We start from the raw sequence: 18198 nt of genomic DNA, 5'->3' as shown, positions 1-18198 counted from the left end.
CTCACCGCTCGGTCCAGCGGATGGCACTGACGGTGGTGCCGACCCCCGGTTCGGTGTGGATGCGGAACTCGTGCATCAGGCGGCGAGCGCCGCCCAGTCCGTGGCCCAGGCCGGCCCCCGTCGTGTACCCGTCCTCCAGGGCCTGCTCCACGTCCGCGATGCCGGGGCCCTCGTCCCGGGCCACCAACAGCAGCCCGGAGCGGCCGTGTCGGCTCAGGCGTTCCAGGGCCATGCTGCCACCGCCGCCGTGGATGTAGGTGTTCCGTGCCAGCTCACTGGCGGCGGTGACCACCCGGGTCTGATCGATGAGACTGAAACCGCAGTTGAGCGTGGCGGCACGTACCGCGTGCCGCACCACCAGCAGATCCTCCTCCGTGCGCACCTCGTGCACGGACGGCATGCCGGGGGAGGCCCCCGACATGCCGTGGGACCGGCCGGTGGGGCCCGGCGCCTGACGCGGCGCGGGACGGGAACGCCCCGGGGCGACCACCTCGTCGGTCATCTTCACCGGGTTCCCCTCTCCGGGGGTTGCGAACCGTGGTACCAACCGAGGGACTGCATGCCCCGCTCGGCGGTGAGGGCGGTCTCGACCCCCTCGAGCGCCAGCCCCAGTTCCACCAGCGTGATGGCCACCGGCGGGCGCATGCCCGCCACCACCACCCGCGCGCCCAGCAGACGCGCGGTGGTGGTCAGCTCGCTGAGGGTGCGGGCGACGAAGGAGTCGATGATCTCCAGGCGCGAGATGTCGATGAGTACGCCGGCCGGACCGTCGGCGGCGATGCGCTCGGTGAGTTCGTTGGTGAAGGCCCTGGCGGTCTTGTCGTCCAGTTCGTCCAGCAGGCCGGTGACCAGGATGTCCCCCAGCCGCAGGATGGGAACCCCGGCGGGCACGTGGGCGCTCATCGGACTGCCGTGCGGTCGCCGGAGACGCCGGGGGCGTCGGTGATCCGGACGGCCGCCGCGAGCGCGTCGGCCAGGGTGGTGCGGGTCAGGATGGTGGAGAGGTCGATGCCGAGCTGGGCGATGGTCTGGGCGATCGCCGGTCGGATGCCGCTGATCACGCAGTCGGCCCCCATCAGTCGGACCGCGTTCACGGTCTGCATGAGGTGCTGGGCCACCGAGGTGTCCACGGCGGCGACGCCGGTGATGTCGATGATGGCCACCTGTGCCTCGTGGATCTGGATGGCCTCCAACAGGTTCTCCATCACCACCTGGGTACGGGTGGTGTCCAGGGTGCCGATCAGCGGCACGGCCAGCACGTGCTTCCACAGCTGGACGACGGGGGTGGAGAGTTCCATCAGCTGCCGGCTCTGACGGCTGATGATCTCCTCGCGGCCGGTGACGTAGATGTCGAAGCTCAGGGCGCCGGCCGCGTCCAGCAGTCGGTTGACGGTCAGCGCGACGGCGAGCAGTTCGTCGGTGTCCGCCACCCGGCGCTGCACCGACTCCAGCAGTGCCTCCTTCAGCGACAGGACCGCCAGCGAGGTCACGGTCGGGGCGGTGCCCAGCCGGGCCCGCTGGAGGGAGAAGTCCGTCACGGCGGCCCGCAGGTCCTCGTGCGAGGTCACGACGCGGTTCGCCGGGAGGTCGCTCTCCAGACCGGCGCGGAGGGCGGCGATCAGGGCGTCGGCCTCTCCCCGCAACTCGGTCTCACTGATGCTGGACCCCACCGCGCCCTGCTCGATCTGGAGCCGCACCCACCGGTCGGCGATCTCCTCGTCGTGGTCCGCCAGCACACCCGTGAGGTGGTCCCGCACGGCGACCTCGCTGACACTCACCATGAAATCCTTCGCTGTTGTCGACTTCGGCCCGCCCGATTCCCGCATCACAACCCGGCTCCGTGGTACACCCGGAACAGCATCCGGTGTACCACACATGGACAACGATCACGCCGCGCCATTCGTTTCCGGGCGACAAATGTTAGCCCCGTTCGCGGGCCCCCGAAAGCCGGAGGCCGACAACGGCACACAACCTGCGCAACCCGCGGCCCGGAGGGGACCGTTCCCCGGTGTGATCCGGCCCGCGCCCATCCGTACGAGCACCAGGACGAAACGGAGCACCCGATGGCCGTTCGGCCCTTCGACGAGGACCTCGGGGGCGGGGATCCGGGGAGGACGGGCGGCGTCGACCGTCCCCCCGACGGGGTTCGGCCCCGGGGGACGGACGCGGCCCCCGGGGCCGAACCGGTGACCGGGGAGGACGCGGGCGGGTCCGGCGCGGCCCGGGCCGCCGCCCGACTGGTGGAACTCTGGGAGACGACCCGGGTCCGGATCAGGGATCCGGTGCCCCCCGCCCAATTGCGGGCCCTGAAGGTGCTGGCGGCCGAGCAGCCGCTGACCTGCGGGCGACTGGGTGCCCGGCTGCGCCTGACGCCCTCGGCGGCGGGTCGTCTGTGCGCGCGGATGGAGGAGGCGGGACTGTTGCGGCGCGGGCGGGCGGTCGGGGATCGCCGGCGCACCGAACTGGCGCTCACGGCGGCGGGGCGGCGCACTCTCCTGGAGGTCCGCGCGCGTAGACGGGAGGTGCTGCGGGAACTGCTGGACGGGGAATCGGGCGGGAACCGCGACGGCCCGGGGGTGGAGGGGGCCCGGGGCGAGGGGGCGCAGCGTGACGCCGCGGGAGAGGAGTCGGAGTTGATCGGGGTGCTGGATGCCCTGCGGACGGCGATGATCGAACGCCTGCGAGAGGCATGAGCGTGGCCGTCGCTCTCCGTGAATCCGTGGGGCCCGGTCGGGGCGCCGTCGATGCCCCCGCGGCCGTCGCCGGTCCCGCGCCGGGGCGATGTCCGACACGCCGTACCCGGCTCCCTCCCGGAACCGGCCCTCCTCCCGGGGTCCCCGGGAGGACAGTTGCCATTTGACAACTGTATTGTGGTGGCAATACTGCCGGGTGGCCACCGACCCGCCGGCCGCGCCGTCGGATCGGCTCCGCCGTCGTGGTGCGGGGACGCACCCCCCTCCGTCACCCGGGGTCGGGTCATTCGAGAACAGCGTGGGAGCGATGGAGAGTGTCGAGAAGCCGGGGCTAGGCCGTCCGGGCTCGCCGACCCGCAGCCGGGGAGGCGTCGTCGGCCGCTCGCACCCCGGAACCGAGCCCCGCCCCGTCGGCCGGATAACCGCGCCGCGGACGCAGGCTTCCGGCCCGCAGGGTGTCGTCCGGGGACTCGCGCGCGATCTTTCCCGGCCGGGAGGGCCCGCCATCGTCCTTTCCGCCGTCGGTCGGCTCGTCGACTTCCGCCCCCGCTCCTCCCGTGCCGCCGGCACCGGAACCGCCGGTCTCCGGCGGGCCGAGACCTTCACCGTCCCCATCGGCGGGACGGAGCCTCTCCACCGACCTGCCGTCGACGGCGCCGCGGAACGCCGAGAGGCCGTCCATCAGCGCCCTCTGCTCGGTGGGGGAGAGCGCGGAGATCGCCGACAGCAGGGTCTTCTCGCGGCGGGCCCGCAGGTCCCGCAGGTAGGAGCGCCCCCGGGGGGTGAGCCACAGTTCCAGCTCGCGCCGGCTCGTCGCGCTGGGCATCCGTTCCACGAATCCCACCGCCTGCAGTCGGTCGCAGAGCCTGCTCACCGACGACGGCGCCGCACCCAGCATCTCGCCCAGGGTGCGCAGGTTGATTCCCTCGTCCCGTTCCAGGACATAGAGCACCCGCAGCTGGGAGGAGGACACCGGGGCGGTGGAGGCGGCATCACGACCCCGCTCCCATAGCATCTCCAACAGCTCGATGACCTCCGACGCCGCACCGGCGGCATCGAGGCCTCGACGATGGGACGATGCTGGATTCACACGCATAACTGTGGCACTCCCGGTAGGCCCTGTCACCCCTGACGCCCGGCCGGCGGTCTTCTCCCGTACCATCCGGCATGTTTTCTTGAGAAAGCGGTTGTAACACGGTGGACAGATTCACGGCTGTGGAGCGGGTCCTGCGCAATGCGCCGCCCCACGATCTCCTCGCCGCGGCCCGCACGGCGCTGGGACGGCACTACTCGGCCACCGACATCGAACTGCTCGTGGCCGACTACGGGATGAACACGCTTCACCCGGTCGGCGCCCCGTCCTCCACATCGGAGACCGTTTCCGCCCATACCGGCGCGCCGGGACGGGCCTTCGGCTCCCAGCAACCCTACATCCCCGACGTGGTCGGCTCGGAGGTGGCCACGCTGCACCTCCCCGTCACCGTCCGCGGCGACCGGATCGGGGTTCTGATCCTGCGATTGGCGACCGAGGAGTGCTCGGACGAGGTGGTCGCGGAACTGCGGGAGATCTCCGAGATCCTCGGCCACGAGATCGTGGTCGCCGAGCGCGACACCGATGTCTACCTCCGGGCCCGCCGTGCCGAGCGGCTCACCCTCGCCGCCGAGATGCAGTGGCAACTGCTGCCCGGCCGCGCCCTGAGCCGGCCCGAGTTCGATCTCGGTGCCCAACTGGAACCGGCCTACGCCATTCACGGCGACAATTTCGACTGGTCCACCTCCGCCGAGGATCTCACCCTCACCATCACCAACGGAATGGGCGAGGGCATCGAGGCGGCTCTGCTCACCAGCCTCGCCGTCAACGCGCTGCGCAACGCCCGCCGCGCCGGCCTCGATCTCCAGGACCAGGCGTACATGGCGGATCAGGCCCTGTACGGGCAGTACCGCGGACGTTTCCACGTCTCGGTGCTGCTGTTGCGCTTCCACCTCGCCACCGGGGAGGTGGGGATCGTCGACGCCGGCTCGCCCCGAATGTGGCGGCTGCGCGACGGCACCGCCGAACCCGTCGAACTCGAGGCGCAGTTGCCGCTGGGCATGTTCGAGGACACCGTCTACGCCGCTCAGGACTTCCGGGTCCTGCCGGGCGACCGCCTGCTGTTCGTCAGCGACGGCGTCTACGACGTCTCCTCACCGGCGGGGGAGCGCTATGGCGACAAGGCCCTGACACGCGCGTTGACCAGCACCCGCCTGCTGCCCCCCTCCCAGGTCCCCCGCGCCATCCTCGGCGAACTCGCCGGCTACCGGGGGAGCCCGCAGTCCGAGGACGACGCGATGATCCTGTGCCTGGACTGGCACGGTCGCCCCGACCCCGGACCGGGGGAGGACGACGACGCGCCGGGTACGGCGACCGCGGCGGAGCCCGCCGACCGCTGATCCCCGAAGGGGCGGGACCGCGGTGGGCCCGGAGCCGGCGCGACCGGGTCAGGGAAGTGTGTCCAGCAATCCCCGGGCGACGGACGGGAAGGCGTCACCGAGCCGGTAACGCCGGGTGCACACCGCGACCACGGCCGTCCCCGTCCCCGGCCGGAACCCCAGGAACGCCTGTTGCCCGCAGGTCGCCCCGGCGTGGAAGAACACCGGCCCCCGGGAGCCCTCCTCGTGGAACCAGGTGACGGTGTGGGTCCGCTCCCGGTGCCGCCCGTGCCGCAGCACCGGAACGCGGACCGTCTCCAGCGCGGCGGCCGTCACCGGGTCGGGCGCCCCCACCGGCCGCAGGTGCAACTCCATCAGGCGCAGCAGGGAGACCGGATCACCGCGCACCGCGCCGGCGGCCGGGAAACCTCCCATGAGCAGCGGCGGCACCGGGGTCAGCCCGTCCCGACCGTGACCGACCGCGTCCACCGGGCCCCGGGACGGGTCGGCGCCCGACGCCGGCGCGGTGCCGATGTTCGCCGCTCCCACGCGGCGCAGCGGGGCCAGCACCCGCTGTTCCAACGCCCCCTCCCAGGAGATGCCCTCCGCCGCCCCCAACGCGTGCCCCAGGACCGCCACACCCAGGTTGGAGTACCGCCACCGGCTTCCCGGCGGTCGGCGGGAACGGTACCGGGCGAAGGCATCCAGTACCCGCCGCGTCGGATACCCGGCGTAGGGGTTGGTCGCCCGGTGCCGCAGGGCGGACGGATACAGGTCCGCCGGCAGTCGGGGCAGACCCGAGGTGTGCGTCACCAGGTGCAGGAGGGTGATCGGGGCCGGCCCGGGGACGCTTTCCGGAACCAGCAGACCGAGCGCCGGGGTGGTCCACCGGACCCGTCCGGCGCCCACCATCACGGCCAGCATGAGTCCGGTGAGGGTCTTGCCCGCCGACCCGATCTCGTAGCGCGACACCTCGCGCGGCACGGTCGGGGGAGGGGCGGTGCCTCCCGTGCACACCGCCCGTTCCCCGCGTCGTGACCAGGCGACGACCACGTCGGGGGCGTCCACCGCCCCCACCGCCTCCGCCAACGCCCCCCGCACCGCCGGGTCGGCGGCCGGCAGGGGATGTGTCGGGCCCGTCGGGACGCGGGGGCGCGGTTCCCGGGACGCGGGCGGTGACGCCCCCGTCCCGCGGGTTCGCCCGGTCTCCGGGAGCGCGGCCCTCACACCGGCTCCCCGACCGGCGCGCCCATCGCCCGGGAGGTGGCCAGCACCGAGGCGAACGCGGCGACCAGGGTGGGATGGTAGACCTCGTCGAAGATCTCCCGGGGATCCCCCTCGGGCAGCGGTCCCCGCGCGGGCATCGCCCCGTCCGGTGCCTGGGCGGCGGCGAAGGCCCGCCAGATCCGGTCCTCCAGGGCGGGCCGGGGCAGACACGCGTCCACCACCAGCAGTTCACCGAGCAGGTCCCAGTGGCCGATCTCCAGCCAGTCGTCGGTCCACACCGGAAGCCATCGGGCCAGGTACTCCGCGATGTCCGGCGGCAGAGCGTCCGGGTTCTCACCCCAGTCGGTGAGGTGGAAGACGGTGTGGGTGATGCCGTATCCGATGTTCAGCTCCACCGTCCACGGCTCGGGAAGGTGTCCCAGCCAAGTCGCGCCCACCGCCTCCCGGGCGTCGACCGAGGGCGGCAACCCGAAGCGTCGCTCGAAGGCCGCCAGCCCCAACCGCCGCACCGGCAACGCCTCCAGGGCCGACCAGCTCTTCATGCGCTGGGTCAGTCGGGCGTACTCCTCCACCTCCGGCGAGGAGTACCCCAACTCGCGGAACGGTACGTAGATCTCGAACGGGATCGGCGACAGCGGTTCCTCTCGCTGCATCCACGCCAGCAGACGACCGCCGTCCAGGTGCTCGCGCCAGGCCTGGTCCAGCAGTTGCCGGGCCCGTGCGGCCTGCCGGGAACCGGCCACTCCCTCCCGGAACAACACCTTGCCGATCAGCGCCAGCTCACCGATCGGCTTGAGGCGGTCGCGGACCTCCGGGTCGGGGGTGTCGGGATCGGGCCGGGGGCGGAAACCGTCCCGGTGCCGGTGCAGCCAGGCCACGGCCCGGTCCCCGACGCGGTGGATCAGCGCGGTGTCCGCCGGGTCGGGGGCGAGGGCGCCGGTGGTGCGGGACGCGGGGTGTGGTTCGGGGCGTGGTTCGGGATGAGGGGTGTCGATCATGTTTCTCGCCCGTTCGATTCGCCGGGGGACCCACCGGGGGACCCGACGGGGGGTCCGCTCCGGGAGGGCGACGCGGTCCGCAGCCGGAACGCGGTCAGCGCGGCGGCGAAGGCCGCCGCCAGTGTCGAGTGATAGCTGTACGCGAAGGCGGTGTCCGGGTCGTCTCCCGCCGGGCCGGTGCCCTCCTCGGGCAGCGAGCCGTCCGAGCGCCGGGCCCGACCGACGCTCTCCCACGCCGGGCCCAGGTGCTCCACGTCCGGGGGACCGGGCATGCTGGCTCCCACCGCCAGCAGTTCACAGGTCAGGTCCCACTGTCCGGCCTCCACGCAGGAGTCCAACCAGCAGGGCAGCCACGCACCCAGGTACGCTTCCAGGTCCTCCGGCATCCGGTGCGGCGCCCGCCCCCACTCCGTGACATGGAACACGGTGTGCGTCAGGTGGTACCCCGCTCCCCGGTCCATCGTCCACGGCTCGGGGAGGCCGCCCAGCCAGGTGCGCCGCAGCGCCGGCTCGAAGGGCCCGTGCGGGGACAGCCCGCTGCGCCGTTCGGCGTCCAGCACGCCCAGACGTCGGTTGGGGTCCTGCTCCGCCAACCGCCACGAGCGGGTGGCGCACACGGAGGAGGCGAACTCCTCGAAACCCGGATGGCGCAGTCCGCCACCGGCGAATGCCGCGTAGATCTCCAGCGGATAGGTCGCCGTGGGCTCCTCCCGGAAAATCCGCAGCAGCGTCATTCCCTCGTGTACCTGGCGCCAACAGAAATCGAGCAGTTCGGCCGCCAGTCGACGCACCTCCCCATCCGGTTCGGAGACGCCGATAATGGAGGATGAGAGCTGGGCGAGCTCGCCCACCGGTTTCATCGTCCAATTCGGATCGGAATCCGCCCCGGTGACATCGTCGGGTAGTTCGAATTTGGAGGAGTTTCGTTCGATCCATTCGAGTGCCTCGAGTGCGAGGCGATCGGGGAAATAGCTCCTCATGCGCCCCTCGCGACGGATACCCGGGTCGTTTCCCGGTCGGTGTCGGTGTCGTCTCGCGCGTCGTCCCTCATGACGGGAGGCCGGGTCCGGCGCCGGCCGCGCGCATCCACAGCGCCGCGCGGGCGTGCAGGGCCACTCTCGGGTCGGCTCCGCCCATGTGCAGGACGAAGTCCAGACCGGTGTCCAGGCCGAGGGTCTCCGGTGCCCCGTCGACGGCCGCCAACCACCGACCCGCGCCCGCCGCCTGGAGCCAGTCGCGACGGCGTACCGCCCGCACGAATCCGCGCGAGACGTCCAACGAGCGCCGTCCGGCGAGCTCGGCCACCGCCGAATCCGCTCCGGGCACGGCCAGGGCGCCGAGCACGGCGAGCTGATGGGTCAACCGCTGCCAGGGGGCGGACTCCAGTTCGGAGACGTCCGGTTGCGCGTCCGGCGGGACCCCGGCCGGACGGCGGCCGGCCTCCTCGGCGACGCCGTCGGGCGAGGTCAGACGCAGCACGGTGCGCTCCATCGCCCAGTGGCTCCATACGGTCGCGGAGGAGGCGTCCGGCCCCGGCGGATAGACGCGCATCGCCTCCCTCACCAGTGCCAGTACGGGTTCCTCCGGCGGGTGACGCAGCAGCGTGGTGGGCAACAGCACATCGGCTCCCAGCGCCCGGGCCGCCGCCACCCGCAGGACGGCCTCGTCACCCCGTACGGCGCCGGCCCCCGCCACGGAGCGGTGGTCCCCGTCCCGAAGGACGGAGACCACCTCCGAAGCAAGGTCGTGGATCGCGCCCGACAATTGCTTCATATCCGCCTCGTCAGCCCTTCTTCGGCCGGGGGGTGGGCGGGGAGAGCAGCAGCGCTCCGGCAAGCAGCAGAAGCGCCACGCATTCGCGGGAGTCGCGGAAGGTGCCATCCGCCTCGGTCGGGTTCAGCGCGGCCTCGACATCCATCTCCAGAGTCTTGTGGAGGTCCCGCGTGGTCGACTCGGTGGAAAACATGTTCACCGTCCTATCGAAGGAAGGGGTCATTGCCTACGACTCAAGTCCAACCCGGTTTCCGGGGAGTCGCAACCGCTCCCGACGGGTTCTTCTTCATTGAATTCGGAACATCGGGTCGAGGGTTCGGTTGAATGCCGAACCGAATTTCTCAAACCCGTTCGGGTACCGTCTTTTTGACGGCTTTTCGGGTCGGGGGCCACGGCCCGTGCGCGATGCCGGAAACGCGGCCGTTCCCGGCCCGTCCCACGATGTTGACCGGGCGGGGTCCGGCGAGACGGACGGAGGGGCGTGGTGGCGGGGTGCCGTGCACCCGGTGCTAGCCTTGCACTGAGGGCAAGAAGCTCGGTGTCGAGCCCACCCCCACGAACCCCCACCCCGCCGGCCGTGCCGGCGGGGGAGACCGACGAAGGGACCGGCGGTGACCCCACCACCGGCGTCGCAGGACGCGGAGACCGAAGCCACCGGCCGTGCCGGTGGGACCCTGTGGGACACCCGTCGCCGCCGTACCCACCGGGACATCCGCCGCGCCGCCCGCGAACTGGCTCTGGAGCGTGGCGTGGCGGCCGTCACCGTGGACGAGATCGCCGGTGCGGCCGGAGTCTCCCGCCGCACCTTCTTCAACTACTTCCGGAGCAAGGAGGACGCCCTCCTCGAGGCGCCTCCCGCCCTCGCCCCCGACGCGGTCGAACGTTTCGTGCACGCCGACGACTTCTCCTTCGGGGCCGCCCTGGCGGATCTCGTGCGCGGCCACGCCCGCGACATCGTCCGCGACCCCGACGGCATCGCCACCTCCCACCGACTCGTCACGGAGAACCCCGAACTGGCGGGTTTCCTGCTGGAGATGTTCGCCGAGGCCGAACGCGCACTGATTGCCGTCTTCGAGCGCCGTCTGGCCCGCACCGGCGAGAACATCGACCCCCGCCTGGCCGCCGCGCTCACCGGCTGCGTCATGCGGATGGCCGTCGAGTGCCGTCGGGCCGAAGCGGCGCCCGGTGACGTGCCGGCCGACCCCGACGCCCTGGTCGCCGAGGTGGATCGCGTCCTGGCCGGCCTGCGAGCCGTCCTCGCCCCCTGAGTCCCTCCCCGCCACCGGGCCGCCGTCGCCCCGGTGCGCCGTCACCATCCCCGGGCCGCCCCGGCGTGCCCGCGCCCTTCCGCCCCCGGGCGGTCAGCACCCTGGAGAGCCATGTCCGCCCCACCGCCCCCCGACTCCGCCACGACCCCGGATCGGGAGATCGCCCCCGGCCGGCCCACCGATGACGCCCCCGGCGCGTCCGACGGCTCCCGGGGCACTGGTGCCCCCGTACCGGCGGACGATCTCGACGGCATACCCCCCGATGTGTACCGGCGCCGATGGCGGGTCCTGACCGCCATGTGCACCAGCCTGCTCACCGTCATGCTCGCCAACGGAAGCCTCAACCTGGCGCTGCCGTCACTCAGTACCGACCTGGGGCTGACCACCCTTCAGCAGACCTGGGTCATCGACCTGTACTCGCTGACCTTCGCCGCCCTGCTGTTCACCGCCGCCACCGTCGGCGACCGCTACGGCCGCCGCATCGTCATGCAGGCCGGTCTGGTCGTCTTCGTCGCCTCCTCGGCCTACGCAGCCCTCGCCGTCGACTCCGGTGCCGGACTCATCCTGGCCCGCGGCCTGATGGGCCTGGGCGCGGCCATGGTCATGCCCACCACGCTGTCGATCATCAACAACGTCTTCCCTCGCCACGAGCGCCCCCGCGCCATCGCGGTGTGGACCGGCATCGCGGGCGTGGGCACCGCTTTCGGCTCGGTCCTCAGTGGGATGCTGCTGGAACGCTACGACTGGCGCTCGGTCTTCGTCGTCGGTGGCCTGCTCGCCGTGGGCGCCCTCGTCGCCAATCAGATCCTGGCCCCCGAGTCCCGCGATGAGCGCAGGACCCCCGTCGACTGGTGGGGCGGCGTTCTCTCCACCATCGGCATCCTCGGCCTGGTGTACGCCATCATCGAGGGCCCCTCGCACGGCTTCACCGACCCCGGCGTGCTGGTCGGCGCCGTGGCCGCAGTCCTCGGTCTCGGCCTCTTCGCCTGGTGGCAGACCCGCACCGATCACCCGATGCTCGACCTGAAGCTGTTCCGCAACCCGGTCTTCGGCGTCTCCTCCCTCACCTGCGCGATCGCCTTCTTCGCGCTCTTCGGTGCCTTCTACGCCCTCGCCCAGCTCTTCCAGTTGATTCTGGGATACGGCCCGCTCAAGGCATCCCTGGTGACGCTGCCGATCATGCTGCCGATGATGATCCTCGCCCCCCTGGTGCCCAACATCGTGCGGGCATGGGGGCCCCGGGCCGTCATCTCGGTCGGCCTGACCGTCATGGCCGTGGGCTTCCTGCTCGGCTCCGGCTGGGAAGCGGATGTCACCTACTGGGGCGTGCTGCTGCCCATCCTCGTCGTCATCGTCGGCATGGCCCTGGCGATGCCGCCCGCGACCGAACTGCTCATGTCCAGCGTGCCGCGCAACCGCTCCGGTATGGGCTCGGCCATGAACGACACCACCCGTGAACTCGGCGGCGCCCTCGGCATCGCGATCCTCGGATCCCTGCTGGCCTCCGGCTACGCCTCCGGAATCGCCGACGCCGTGCGGGACCTGCCGGCCGAACTGCGCGGCCTGGCCGAGGACAGCTTCGCGGTCGCCCTGCACGCCGTGGTGCCGGCCGTGGCCGAGAGCGCGGGGGAGGAGGCCGCCGCCGGCTACCTCGCGACCTTCGAGGCCGCCTGGATGAACGGCCTGACGCAGGCCATGCTCGTCTCCTCCATCCTCGCCTTCGTGGCCGCCGCCGTGGCCTTCGCCTTCATGCCCGGCCGCTCGAAACACGCGGCGGGGATGGCGGCCGCCTCCGGGCCCGCGGCCGGGTCCGCCGAGCCCGCCGCCGAGGAGAGTGGGAAGGCCGGCGCACCGGCCTGACACCCATCCCCGGCATCGGTGGTGCCCGCCTCCCCGCCGGGGAGGCGGGCACCACCGCTTGACGAGGCCCGCCGAACCATCAGTCGCCGTCAGGTCGTCCTCGGTCGACGGCGAATTCGAGGAACGCGGACCCCCCCTCCGCCGGCGCGGCCACCACCGCACCCGTCGCCCGCTTGGAATCCCGCAGCAGCGCCCACCGGGGTACGGCGGCCACCTCCACGCACTCGCCGCCCTCCTCGCTGCTGTAACCGCTCCCGACCCATCGACACGGGGTGAGGTTCTCGTATCGTTCCGGGCTCATGGCTCCCCTTCCAGCGCTTTCCCCATGTAGGTCAACGACTCATGTGGGTTGAGCGCCCGGGCCCCGAGAATGCCGTACTCGGCCTCCAACCCCCGAACCGATTCCCGCTTCGTGTGCAACTGACTCACGTTCTGGACCTCCAGATAGGCGACCCGCTTGCCGTCGGAGGTCTCCATCAGGGTGAAGGGACCTGCCAGCCCGGCATTCTCCTGCCGCTCCATCGGCATGATCTGGATCTCCACCGCCCGCGCCTCCAGACGGGCGGCGTCGCGAAAGAAGGCCGGGTAGCGGGCCTGCGCCGGCTCCTCCTTCATCGCCCGCAACAGGCCACCGACTCCCGGGACCTCGTCCGCGCTATCGATCAACTCCGGTGAGGGGATGCGCCGCCCCTGCTCCACGGAGGCGATCTATTCCCTTCCATAACCCACCCGGGCGCCCAACTCCTCGCGCGAGAGCCCTTCCCGCTCGCGCAGCAGCTTCGACTGGCGCCCGACACCGCGCAGAAGTCCGGTGTCGTCACCCTGCTCACTCATCCCACACCCTCCTCGACCTCGGCTCCGGGCTCGGGTGGCATCCCCTCAAGACCCGCCATCACGGTAAGGGTTGTCGGTGTGACACAGGGTGCTCGTGATGGGAGATCACTCGAACGTGTGATCGTGATCCGTCCGGGCTGACGAGGAGCATGGCTTCCGGGGAAAACGGTTTGCCCCGGCACGGACGGCCCGGGAAGGCTCCCGGCCACGGGCGACCCCGGGACACACCACGAATCGGGCGGGGCGCGCGATGTCTCGGTCATGTTCACCGACGGACGGGTGAAGACCATCCCGCGTCGCACCGCCCGCCGCGCACAGGTCCTCGAACCCCTGACGCGGACCCTCTTCAACCCCGGACGGGGATACACCGAACGCGAGGTCAACGAGGCACCGGCGGGCATTCACGACGACTCCCCGGCCCTTCGCCGATACCTCGTGGAGGCCGGCCTGTTGACCCGTACCCACGACGGATCCGAGTACCGTCGAACGTCGATCACCCAGTAACCCACCCCGTGTTCCCGCCGGTTGATCACAGGGCCGGGGGAAAGGGCTTCCAGGCCGAGACGCCGGCGATCCCCGTGCTACCGGTGTCGATGTCACCGTCGGGAATCACCAACTGCGCTTCCTCACCGGGCATCGGGGCCACCGTCAGGTACGGCGCCGGATAACGGAAATCATCGACGTGGGTCACGGTGTTCCGCCACATCAACTCGGCGGACGCCTGCTCGCCCGGCTCCAGGTCGAAGGGAACCGGCGGATCGTCGAACCCCTCCACGACGGCGATGTCCCCGGAGCCGTTCACCACCTCCACGTCGAGCGCCTCCGCGTCCTCGTCGAGCAGGGTGACCACCGGATATCCCTCGATGCGTCGAGGAGTGTCACCACAGTTGACGAGCCGCAACCCCATGACCCGCAGTCCCATCGCGGGATTGGTGAAGTCGGCTGTCGCCCGCAGCCCCGACGCGGGGCAGGAAAAGTCGTCCTGTTCCGGATCCACGGACGGCTCATCCGAAGAGGGGGGCGACGGGACGGGATCCACCGGCGCGACCGGCGGCCCGTCCCCGCCCGGATCGCCGACGGCCACGGTGCCGCACCCCGTCAGCAGGGCCACGCCGAGCGCGACGACCACCGCCATCGGGATCCGGACCGCCCGGGCGGTGCGTGGTGAACGGAACGTTGCGGAGACGAGTAACGAGTGCATTCGGAGATTCTCATCACACCGACCTGCTGCCCGTCCACATCCACCGGCACCACCCTGCTGGGCCCCGGTGCTCCACCTCCCCGGCGCGTCGGACGGGGCGTACCGCCGGGGACGGAGGTCCGGAGGTCGAGGCGGAGGCAGTGACACTCAGCCCATCGGCCTGCCCGTACGTCCAAAGGGCGATACCGCCCCCGTGCCGCATTCCGTCAACATCGGCCCATGCGACCCTTCTGGCCTTCCCACCTGGATGTCGGAGCCGTGCGTTTCGCCCGCCCGACCGCCAGGTATGACGACGTCCTTGCCTTCTACCGTGATGCCCTCGGCCTGCCGGTGCTCGCGGAGTGGCGTGGCCATCGCGGGTACGACGGCGTCGTCGTGGGCCTGCCCGACAATCGGGTGCACATGGAACTGCTCCAACACGGTGATCCGCCCCGCGTTCCCGAACCGCACCCGGAAAATCAGCTCGTGCTTTATCTCCGTGGCCCCGAAGCGGTCGCCACCGCTATCCGGCGGCTCGGCGGGTACGGGCACGCTCCGGTTTCCGCGGCCAACCCGTATTGGCCGGAACGCGGCGCCGTCCTCTTCGAGGATCCGGACGGGTGGTCGGTCGTCCTGGCACCGTGGGTTTTCGGCGAGGAGTCGCCGCCCCCGGTCCGCACGTGAACGTCACCGGTCGATGAGGGGAAACGACAACGGCGAACCCGGAATGCCCCGGGGTGGCCGGAGGCCCTCGGATCGGACACCGCGCAGACCGGCGTGACGCGAACGACCCCGGTCGAGGGGCCGGGGTCGTCGTGTGGTGTCCGAGGGGGGACTTGAACCCCCACGCCCGATAAAGGGCACTAGCACCTCAAGCTAGCGCGTCTGCCATTCCGCCACCCGGACAAGGTGCCGTGCCGGGGCCGTGCCCCGGCGACAGGGGAAACCTTAGCAAAGGTCCGGGAGCCCACGATCACCGCCGCCGACCCTTGGGTCGGGTCGGGGGAGAGGGGAGGATGGACGGACCCCGTCGCGGGCACCCCAGCACGAGGAGGACCAGTGAGTCAGTCGACTCCCATCACCGGCGAAGAGGAGGTCGTGGACCTGTGCCGCGATCTCATCCGGATCGACACCAGCAACTTCGGGGACGACTCCGGTCCCGGTGAGCGGGCGGCGGCGGAGTACGTCGCCGAGAAGTTGGCCGAGGTCGGTCTGGAGCCGAAGATCTTCGAGTCCCGTCCCGGCCGGGCCTCCACGGTCGCCCGGATCGAGGGCGAGGACCGGTCCCGTCCGGCCCTGATGATCCACGGGCACACCGACGTGGTCCCCGCCAACGCCGCCGACTGGACCCACCATCCCTTCTCCGGGGAGATCGCCGACGGCTGCGTCTGGGGTCGGGGCGCGGTGGACATGAAGGACATGGACGCCATGACCCTCGCGGTCGTGCGCGACCGCCTGCGCTCCGGCCGCAGGCCCCCGCGCGACATCGTGCTGGCCTTCCTCGCCGACGAGGAGGCCGGTGGCACGCACGGCGCCCGCTACCTGGTCGACCACCACCCGGACCTCTTCGAGGGCGTCACCGAGGCGATCAGCGAGGTCGGCGGCTTCTCCTTCACCGTCAACGAGAACCTCCGCCTCTACCTCATCGAGACGGCCCAGAAGGGCATGCACTGGATGCGACTGACCGTGGACGGCACCGCCGGCCACGGCTCGATGGTGAACCGGGACAACGCCATCACCGAGTTGTGCGAGGCGGTGGGCCGGCTCGGCCGGCACACCTTCCCGGTGCGGGTCACCAAGACCGTGCGCTCCTTCCTGGACGAGCTCTCCGACGCCCTCGGGGTCGAGTTGGACCCGGAGGACATGGAGGCCACGCTGACCCGGCTCGGCGGCATCGCCAAGATCATCGGGGCGACGCTGAGCAACACCGCCGCCCCGACCCAGCTGGACGCCGGGTACAAGGTGAACGTCATCCCCGGTCAGGCGGTGGCGCACGTGGACGGCCGGTTCCTGCCGGGGTACGAGGAGGAGTTCCTCGCCGACGTCGACCGGTTGATCGGCCCCCGGGTGAAGCGGGAGGACGTGCACACCGACAAGGCGTTGGAGACCACCTTCGACGGGGCCCTGGTGGACGCCATGCGCACTGCCCTGGTGGCCGAGGACCCCGTGGCCCGGGCGGTGCCGTACATGCTCTCCGGGGGCACCGACGCCAAGTCCTTCGACGACCTCGGCATCCGCGGTTTCGGCTTCGCGCCGCTGAAGCTCCCCCCGGAGTTGGATTTCGCCGGGATGTTCCACGGGGTCGACGAGCGGGTACCGGTGGATGGCCTGAAGTTCGGTGTCCGGGTGCTCGACCGTTTCATCGACCACTCCTGACCTGCGGTTCCCGTCGTATGCCCGTGCCGGCCGGCCCCCGCCCCCTGCCCGTGGGAGGTCGGTCGGGCGTGCGACGCGTGGTCAGGAAGGGTGAATGGGCCCCGGGGCTCGTGCCCCCCTCCGTTCCCCCTCGTTACAGCTGGTGCAGCCCTCAATGGGGCTGTGATGTCAACGAGGAGGAAGTAATGATCAAGAAGGTCGTCGCCGTCGCCGCTGCCACCGGTGGTCTCGTCATGGCGGGTGCCGGCATGGCCGTCGCCGACGCCGATGCCCAGGGCGCCGCGGTGAACTCCCCGGGTGTCGTCTCCGGCAACGTCATCCAGATCCCGGTCCACGTGCCGGTGAACCTGTGCGGCAACACCATCGACCTCGTCGGGATCCTGAACCCGGCCTTCGGCAACGTCTGCGTCAACGTCTGACGCTTCGCCCCATTCCCATGTGGGCTTGATGCCGTGCGGCCCCGGGGTGCTCTACCGCGCTCCGGGGCCGTCGGGCATCCGTGCGGCGCGGGCACGACCTCGAGTGCCCGGCCGCCCCCGGACCGACAAGCGGTCCATCAGCAACTTCGACGAGGCAAACCAAGGCAGGGGAACCACCATGCGACAGGTCACCAGGAAGGGCCTGATCTCCGTCGCCACCGCGGGAGGCGTGCTCGCGCTCTCGGGGAGCGGGACGGCGTTCGCGAACGCCGACGCCGCCGGGGCGGCCACCAACTCGCCGGGCGTACTGTCCGGCAACACCATTCAGGTGCCGGTGCACGTTCCGGTGAACGTCTGCGGCAACACCATCGACGTGGTGGGCCTGCTCAACCCGGCCGTGGGCAACACCTGCGCCAACGTCTCGGAGGGCAACAACGGGGCCGTCGCCGAGGGGGCCTCCACCAACTCGCCGGGTGTCGCCTCCGGCAACACCATTCAGGTGCCGGTGCACGTTCCGGTGAACGTCTGCGGCAACACCATCGACCTCGTCGGCATCCTCAACCCGGCCGTCGGCAACAGCTGCACCAACGTCTCCGGTGGTGGCGAGATCCCGCCCGCGCCGGTGGACCCGCCGGTGGACCCGCCGGTGAACCCGCCGGTGAACCCGCCCGTGGACCCGCCGGTGAACCCGCCCGTGGACGAGGAGCCCGAGGGGCCGGATACGCCGGACACCGACACGCCGGACACCGACACGCCGGACACCGACACGCCCGACACCGACACGCCGCGCGAGCGGACCCCGCAGGGTGGCGGTGACGAGGCCGACGACGAGACCCCGGTGGCCGTCTCCGCGCCGCGTGACGGTTCCCTCGCGCAGACCGGTTCCGAGCTGCCCCTGGCCGCCGCCGGCCTGGCCGCGGCCGGCCTGCTCGCCGGTGGTGCGGTGCTCTACCGCCGCAGCCGTGTCGGGCAGAACGCCTGACCGTTTCAGCCGGGGCCGACGGCTCCGTGACGGGGTCCCGCCGACGCGGGGCCCCGTCCGCGTGTCCGAGCGGACGACCTCGGCACGGCTCGCGCCGGCGGGGCCGGTGTCGGTACGGATGAGGGGGCGGCCCCTGACACCGGCCGCCCCCCCAACCCCCAACCCGCCGCCTACGACAC

The 18198-nt window shown here is 71.6% G+C and carries 19 protein-coding genes, 1 tRNA gene and 2 pseudogenes; 9 read left to right on the top strand and 13 right to left on the bottom strand.

Going from position 1 to position 18198, the window contains the following annotated elements; all coding sequences use genetic code 11:
* Position 1 precedes the first annotated feature (1 nt).
* From LZF96_RS11405 to LZF96_RS11395, 3 genes are read right to left on the bottom strand one after another with little or no spacing between them, the layout of a single operon-like run.
* Entirely contained in the window at positions 2–502 is a 501-nt protein-coding gene (locus LZF96_RS11405) for an anti-sigma regulatory factor (protein ID WP_374203202.1), read from the bottom strand.
* Between the two features lie 2 nt (positions 503–504).
* Positions 505–903: an STAS domain-containing protein gene (locus LZF96_RS11400; RefSeq protein ID WP_233869761.1), complete on the bottom strand. Its 399-nt coding sequence runs from the start codon at positions 901–903 to the stop codon at positions 505–507.
* The gene (locus LZF96_RS11395; RefSeq protein WP_233869963.1) at positions 900–1778 is read right to left on the bottom strand and encodes an STAS domain-containing protein; all 879 of its coding nucleotides are present in this window, start codon (positions 1776–1778) and stop codon (positions 900–902) included. Before LZF96_RS11395 ends, LZF96_RS11400 begins: the two co-directional genes overlap by 4 nt.
* Positions 1779–2063: 285 nt before the next feature.
* On the opposite strand from LZF96_RS11395, the gene LZF96_RS11390 reads away from it, so the two are divergent.
* Complete coding sequence (locus LZF96_RS11390) at positions 2064–2693, top strand: MarR family winged helix-turn-helix transcriptional regulator (RefSeq protein WP_233869758.1); 630 nt, start codon at positions 2064–2066, stop codon at positions 2691–2693.
* Between the two features lie 607 nt (positions 2694–3300).
* Here LZF96_RS11390 and LZF96_RS11385 read toward each other — a convergent pair.
* Positions 3301–3789 (bottom strand): annotated as a pseudogene (locus LZF96_RS11385) (MarR family winged helix-turn-helix transcriptional regulator); the annotation flags it as partial.
* A 101-nt stretch (positions 3790–3890) separates the two neighbouring features.
* On the opposite strand from LZF96_RS11385, the gene LZF96_RS11380 reads away from it, so the two are divergent.
* Positions 3891–5123 (top strand): PP2C family protein-serine/threonine phosphatase, encoded by a 1233-nt coding sequence (locus LZF96_RS11380; RefSeq protein ID WP_233869755.1) that lies wholly within the window; start codon positions 3891–3893, stop codon positions 5121–5123.
* Between the two features lie 48 nt (positions 5124–5171).
* Here LZF96_RS11380 and LZF96_RS11375 read toward each other — a convergent pair whose 3' ends face one another.
* The 5 genes from LZF96_RS11375 to LZF96_RS11355 form a co-directional block, all read right to left on the bottom strand.
* The gene (locus LZF96_RS11375) at positions 5172–6203 is read right to left on the bottom strand and encodes a serine hydrolase (RefSeq protein WP_233869752.1); all 1032 of its coding nucleotides are present in this window, start codon (positions 6201–6203) and stop codon (positions 5172–5174) included.
* A 122-nt stretch (positions 6204–6325) separates the two neighbouring features.
* A complete protein-coding gene (locus LZF96_RS11370; protein WP_233869749.1) occupies positions 6326–7327 on the bottom strand; it encodes a hypothetical protein in 1002 nt (333 codons plus the stop codon).
* Positions 7324–8307, bottom strand: a complete 984-nt coding sequence (locus LZF96_RS11365) for a hypothetical protein (protein ID WP_233869746.1) — start codon at positions 8305–8307, stop codon at positions 7324–7326. Before LZF96_RS11365 ends, LZF96_RS11370 begins: the two co-directional genes overlap by 4 nt.
* A gap of 67 nt (positions 8308–8374) precedes the next feature.
* On the bottom strand, positions 8375–9100 hold the full coding sequence (locus LZF96_RS11360; RefSeq protein WP_233869743.1) for a hypothetical protein: 726 nt from the start codon (positions 9098–9100) through the stop codon (positions 8375–8377).
* Between the two features lie 10 nt (positions 9101–9110).
* Entirely contained in the window at positions 9111–9293 is a 183-nt protein-coding gene (locus LZF96_RS11355) for a hypothetical protein (RefSeq protein ID WP_233869961.1), read from the bottom strand.
* Between the two features lie 418 nt (positions 9294–9711).
* On the opposite strand from LZF96_RS11355, the gene LZF96_RS11350 reads away from it, so the two are divergent.
* Positions 9712–10368 carry a TetR/AcrR family transcriptional regulator gene (locus tag LZF96_RS11350; protein ID WP_233869740.1) on the top strand — a complete coding sequence of 219 codons (657 nt, stop codon included), beginning with the start codon at positions 9712–9714 and terminating at the stop codon, positions 10366–10368.
* Positions 10369–10479: 111 nt separating this feature from the next.
* Complete coding sequence (locus tag LZF96_RS11345; protein ID WP_267940755.1) at positions 10480–12228, top strand: MFS transporter; 1749 nt, start codon at positions 10480–10482, stop codon at positions 12226–12228.
* A gap of 79 nt (positions 12229–12307) precedes the next feature.
* Here the strand turns inward: LZF96_RS11345 and LZF96_RS11340 are convergent, their stop codons facing one another.
* A complete protein-coding gene (locus LZF96_RS11340; protein ID WP_233869737.1) occupies positions 12308–12529 on the bottom strand; it encodes a DUF397 domain-containing protein in 222 nt (73 codons plus the stop codon).
* Positions 12526–13062: pseudogene (locus LZF96_RS11335) on the bottom strand (Scr1 family TA system antitoxin-like transcriptional regulator). Before LZF96_RS11335 ends, LZF96_RS11340 begins: the two are co-directional and overlap by 4 nt.
* A 261-nt stretch (positions 13063–13323) precedes the next feature.
* Here LZF96_RS11335 and LZF96_RS11330 point away from each other — a divergent pair.
* Positions 13324–13566, top strand: coding sequence for a DUF2087 domain-containing protein (locus LZF96_RS11330; RefSeq protein WP_233869734.1), 243 nt, complete (start codon positions 13324–13326; stop codon positions 13564–13566).
* 25 nt (positions 13567–13591) lie between these two features.
* Here the strand turns inward: LZF96_RS11330 and LZF96_RS11325 are convergent, their stop codons facing one another.
* Positions 13592–14263 carry a DUF4232 domain-containing protein gene (locus tag LZF96_RS11325; protein WP_233869731.1) on the bottom strand — a complete coding sequence of 224 codons (672 nt, stop codon included), beginning with the start codon at positions 14261–14263 and terminating at the stop codon, positions 13592–13594.
* Between the two features lie 219 nt (positions 14264–14482).
* Here LZF96_RS11325 and LZF96_RS11320 point away from each other — a divergent pair, with 219 nt between their 5' ends.
* Positions 14483–14926: a VOC family protein gene (locus tag LZF96_RS11320; RefSeq protein WP_233869728.1), complete on the top strand. Its 444-nt coding sequence runs from the start codon at positions 14483–14485 to the stop codon at positions 14924–14926.
* A 134-nt stretch (positions 14927–15060) separates the two neighbouring features.
* Here LZF96_RS11320 and LZF96_RS11315 read toward each other — a convergent pair.
* Positions 15061–15148 (bottom strand) — tRNA-Leu (locus tag LZF96_RS11315).
* A gap of 153 nt (positions 15149–15301) precedes the next feature.
* On the opposite strand from LZF96_RS11315, the gene LZF96_RS11310 reads away from it, so the two are divergent.
* The 3 genes from LZF96_RS11310 (at position 15302) to LZF96_RS27010 (ending at position 18019) form a co-directional block, all read left to right on the top strand.
* Complete coding sequence (locus LZF96_RS11310; RefSeq protein ID WP_233869725.1) at positions 15302–16618, top strand: M20/M25/M40 family metallo-hydrolase; 1317 nt, start codon at positions 15302–15304, stop codon at positions 16616–16618.
* Positions 16619–16803: 185 nt separating this feature from the next.
* Positions 16804–17037, top strand: a complete 234-nt coding sequence (locus LZF96_RS11305; RefSeq protein ID WP_233869723.1) for a chaplin — start codon at positions 16804–16806, stop codon at positions 17035–17037.
* A 178-nt stretch (positions 17038–17215) separates the two neighbouring features.
* On the top strand, positions 17216–18019 hold the full coding sequence (locus tag LZF96_RS27010; RefSeq protein ID WP_233869720.1) for a chaplin: 804 nt from the start codon (positions 17216–17218) through the stop codon (positions 18017–18019).
* Positions 18020–18198: the final 179 nt, after the last annotated feature.

It is taken from the genome of Streptomyces sp. ST2-7A, assembly GCF_021390475.1.
Lineage (GTDB): Bacteria > Actinomycetota > Actinomycetes > Streptomycetales > Streptomycetaceae > Streptomyces.
Note: the sequence above shows the minus strand (reverse complement) of the source record. Positions and strands in the feature narration are given on the sequence as shown.

Excerpts from the sequence above, each read along its gene's own strand:
- LZF96_RS11405 (WP_374203202.1), bottom strand. The coding sequence starts at position 502 with ATGACCGACGAGGTGGTCGCCCCGGGGCGTTCCCGTCCCGCGCCGCGT.
- LZF96_RS11400 (WP_233869761.1), bottom strand. The coding sequence starts at position 903 with ATGAGCGCCCACGTGCCCGCCGGGGTTCCCATCCTGCGGCTGGGGGAC.
- LZF96_RS11390 (WP_233869758.1), top strand. The coding sequence starts at position 2,064 with ATGGCCGTTCGGCCCTTCGACGAGGACCTCGGGGGCGGGGATCCGGGG.
- LZF96_RS11370 (WP_233869749.1), bottom strand. The coding sequence starts at position 7,327 with ATGATCGACACCCCTCATCCCGAACCACGCCCCGAACCACACCCCGCG.
- LZF96_RS11365 (WP_233869746.1), bottom strand. The coding sequence starts at position 8,307 with ATGAGGAGCTATTTCCCCGATCGCCTCGCACTCGAGGCACTCGAATGG.
- LZF96_RS11360 (WP_233869743.1), bottom strand. The coding sequence starts at position 9,100 with ATGAAGCAATTGTCGGGCGCGATCCACGACCTTGCTTCGGAGGTGGTC.
- LZF96_RS11355 (WP_233869961.1), bottom strand. The coding sequence starts at position 9,293 with ATGTTTTCCACCGAGTCGACCACGCGGGACCTCCACAAGACTCTGGAG.
- LZF96_RS11345 (WP_267940755.1), top strand. The coding sequence starts at position 10,480 with ATGTCCGCCCCACCGCCCCCCGACTCCGCCACGACCCCGGATCGGGAG.
- LZF96_RS11340 (WP_233869737.1), bottom strand. The coding sequence starts at position 12,529 with ATGAGCCCGGAACGATACGAGAACCTCACCCCGTGTCGATGGGTCGGG.
- LZF96_RS11330 (WP_233869734.1), top strand. The coding sequence starts at position 13,324 with ATGTTCACCGACGGACGGGTGAAGACCATCCCGCGTCGCACCGCCCGC.
- LZF96_RS11325 (WP_233869731.1), bottom strand. The coding sequence starts at position 14,263 with ATGCACTCGTTACTCGTCTCCGCAACGTTCCGTTCACCACGCACCGCC.
- LZF96_RS11320 (WP_233869728.1), top strand. The coding sequence starts at position 14,483 with ATGCGACCCTTCTGGCCTTCCCACCTGGATGTCGGAGCCGTGCGTTTC.
- LZF96_RS11305 (WP_233869723.1), top strand. The coding sequence starts at position 16,804 with ATGATCAAGAAGGTCGTCGCCGTCGCCGCTGCCACCGGTGGTCTCGTC.
- LZF96_RS27010 (WP_233869720.1), top strand. The coding sequence starts at position 17,216 with ATGCGACAGGTCACCAGGAAGGGCCTGATCTCCGTCGCCACCGCGGGA.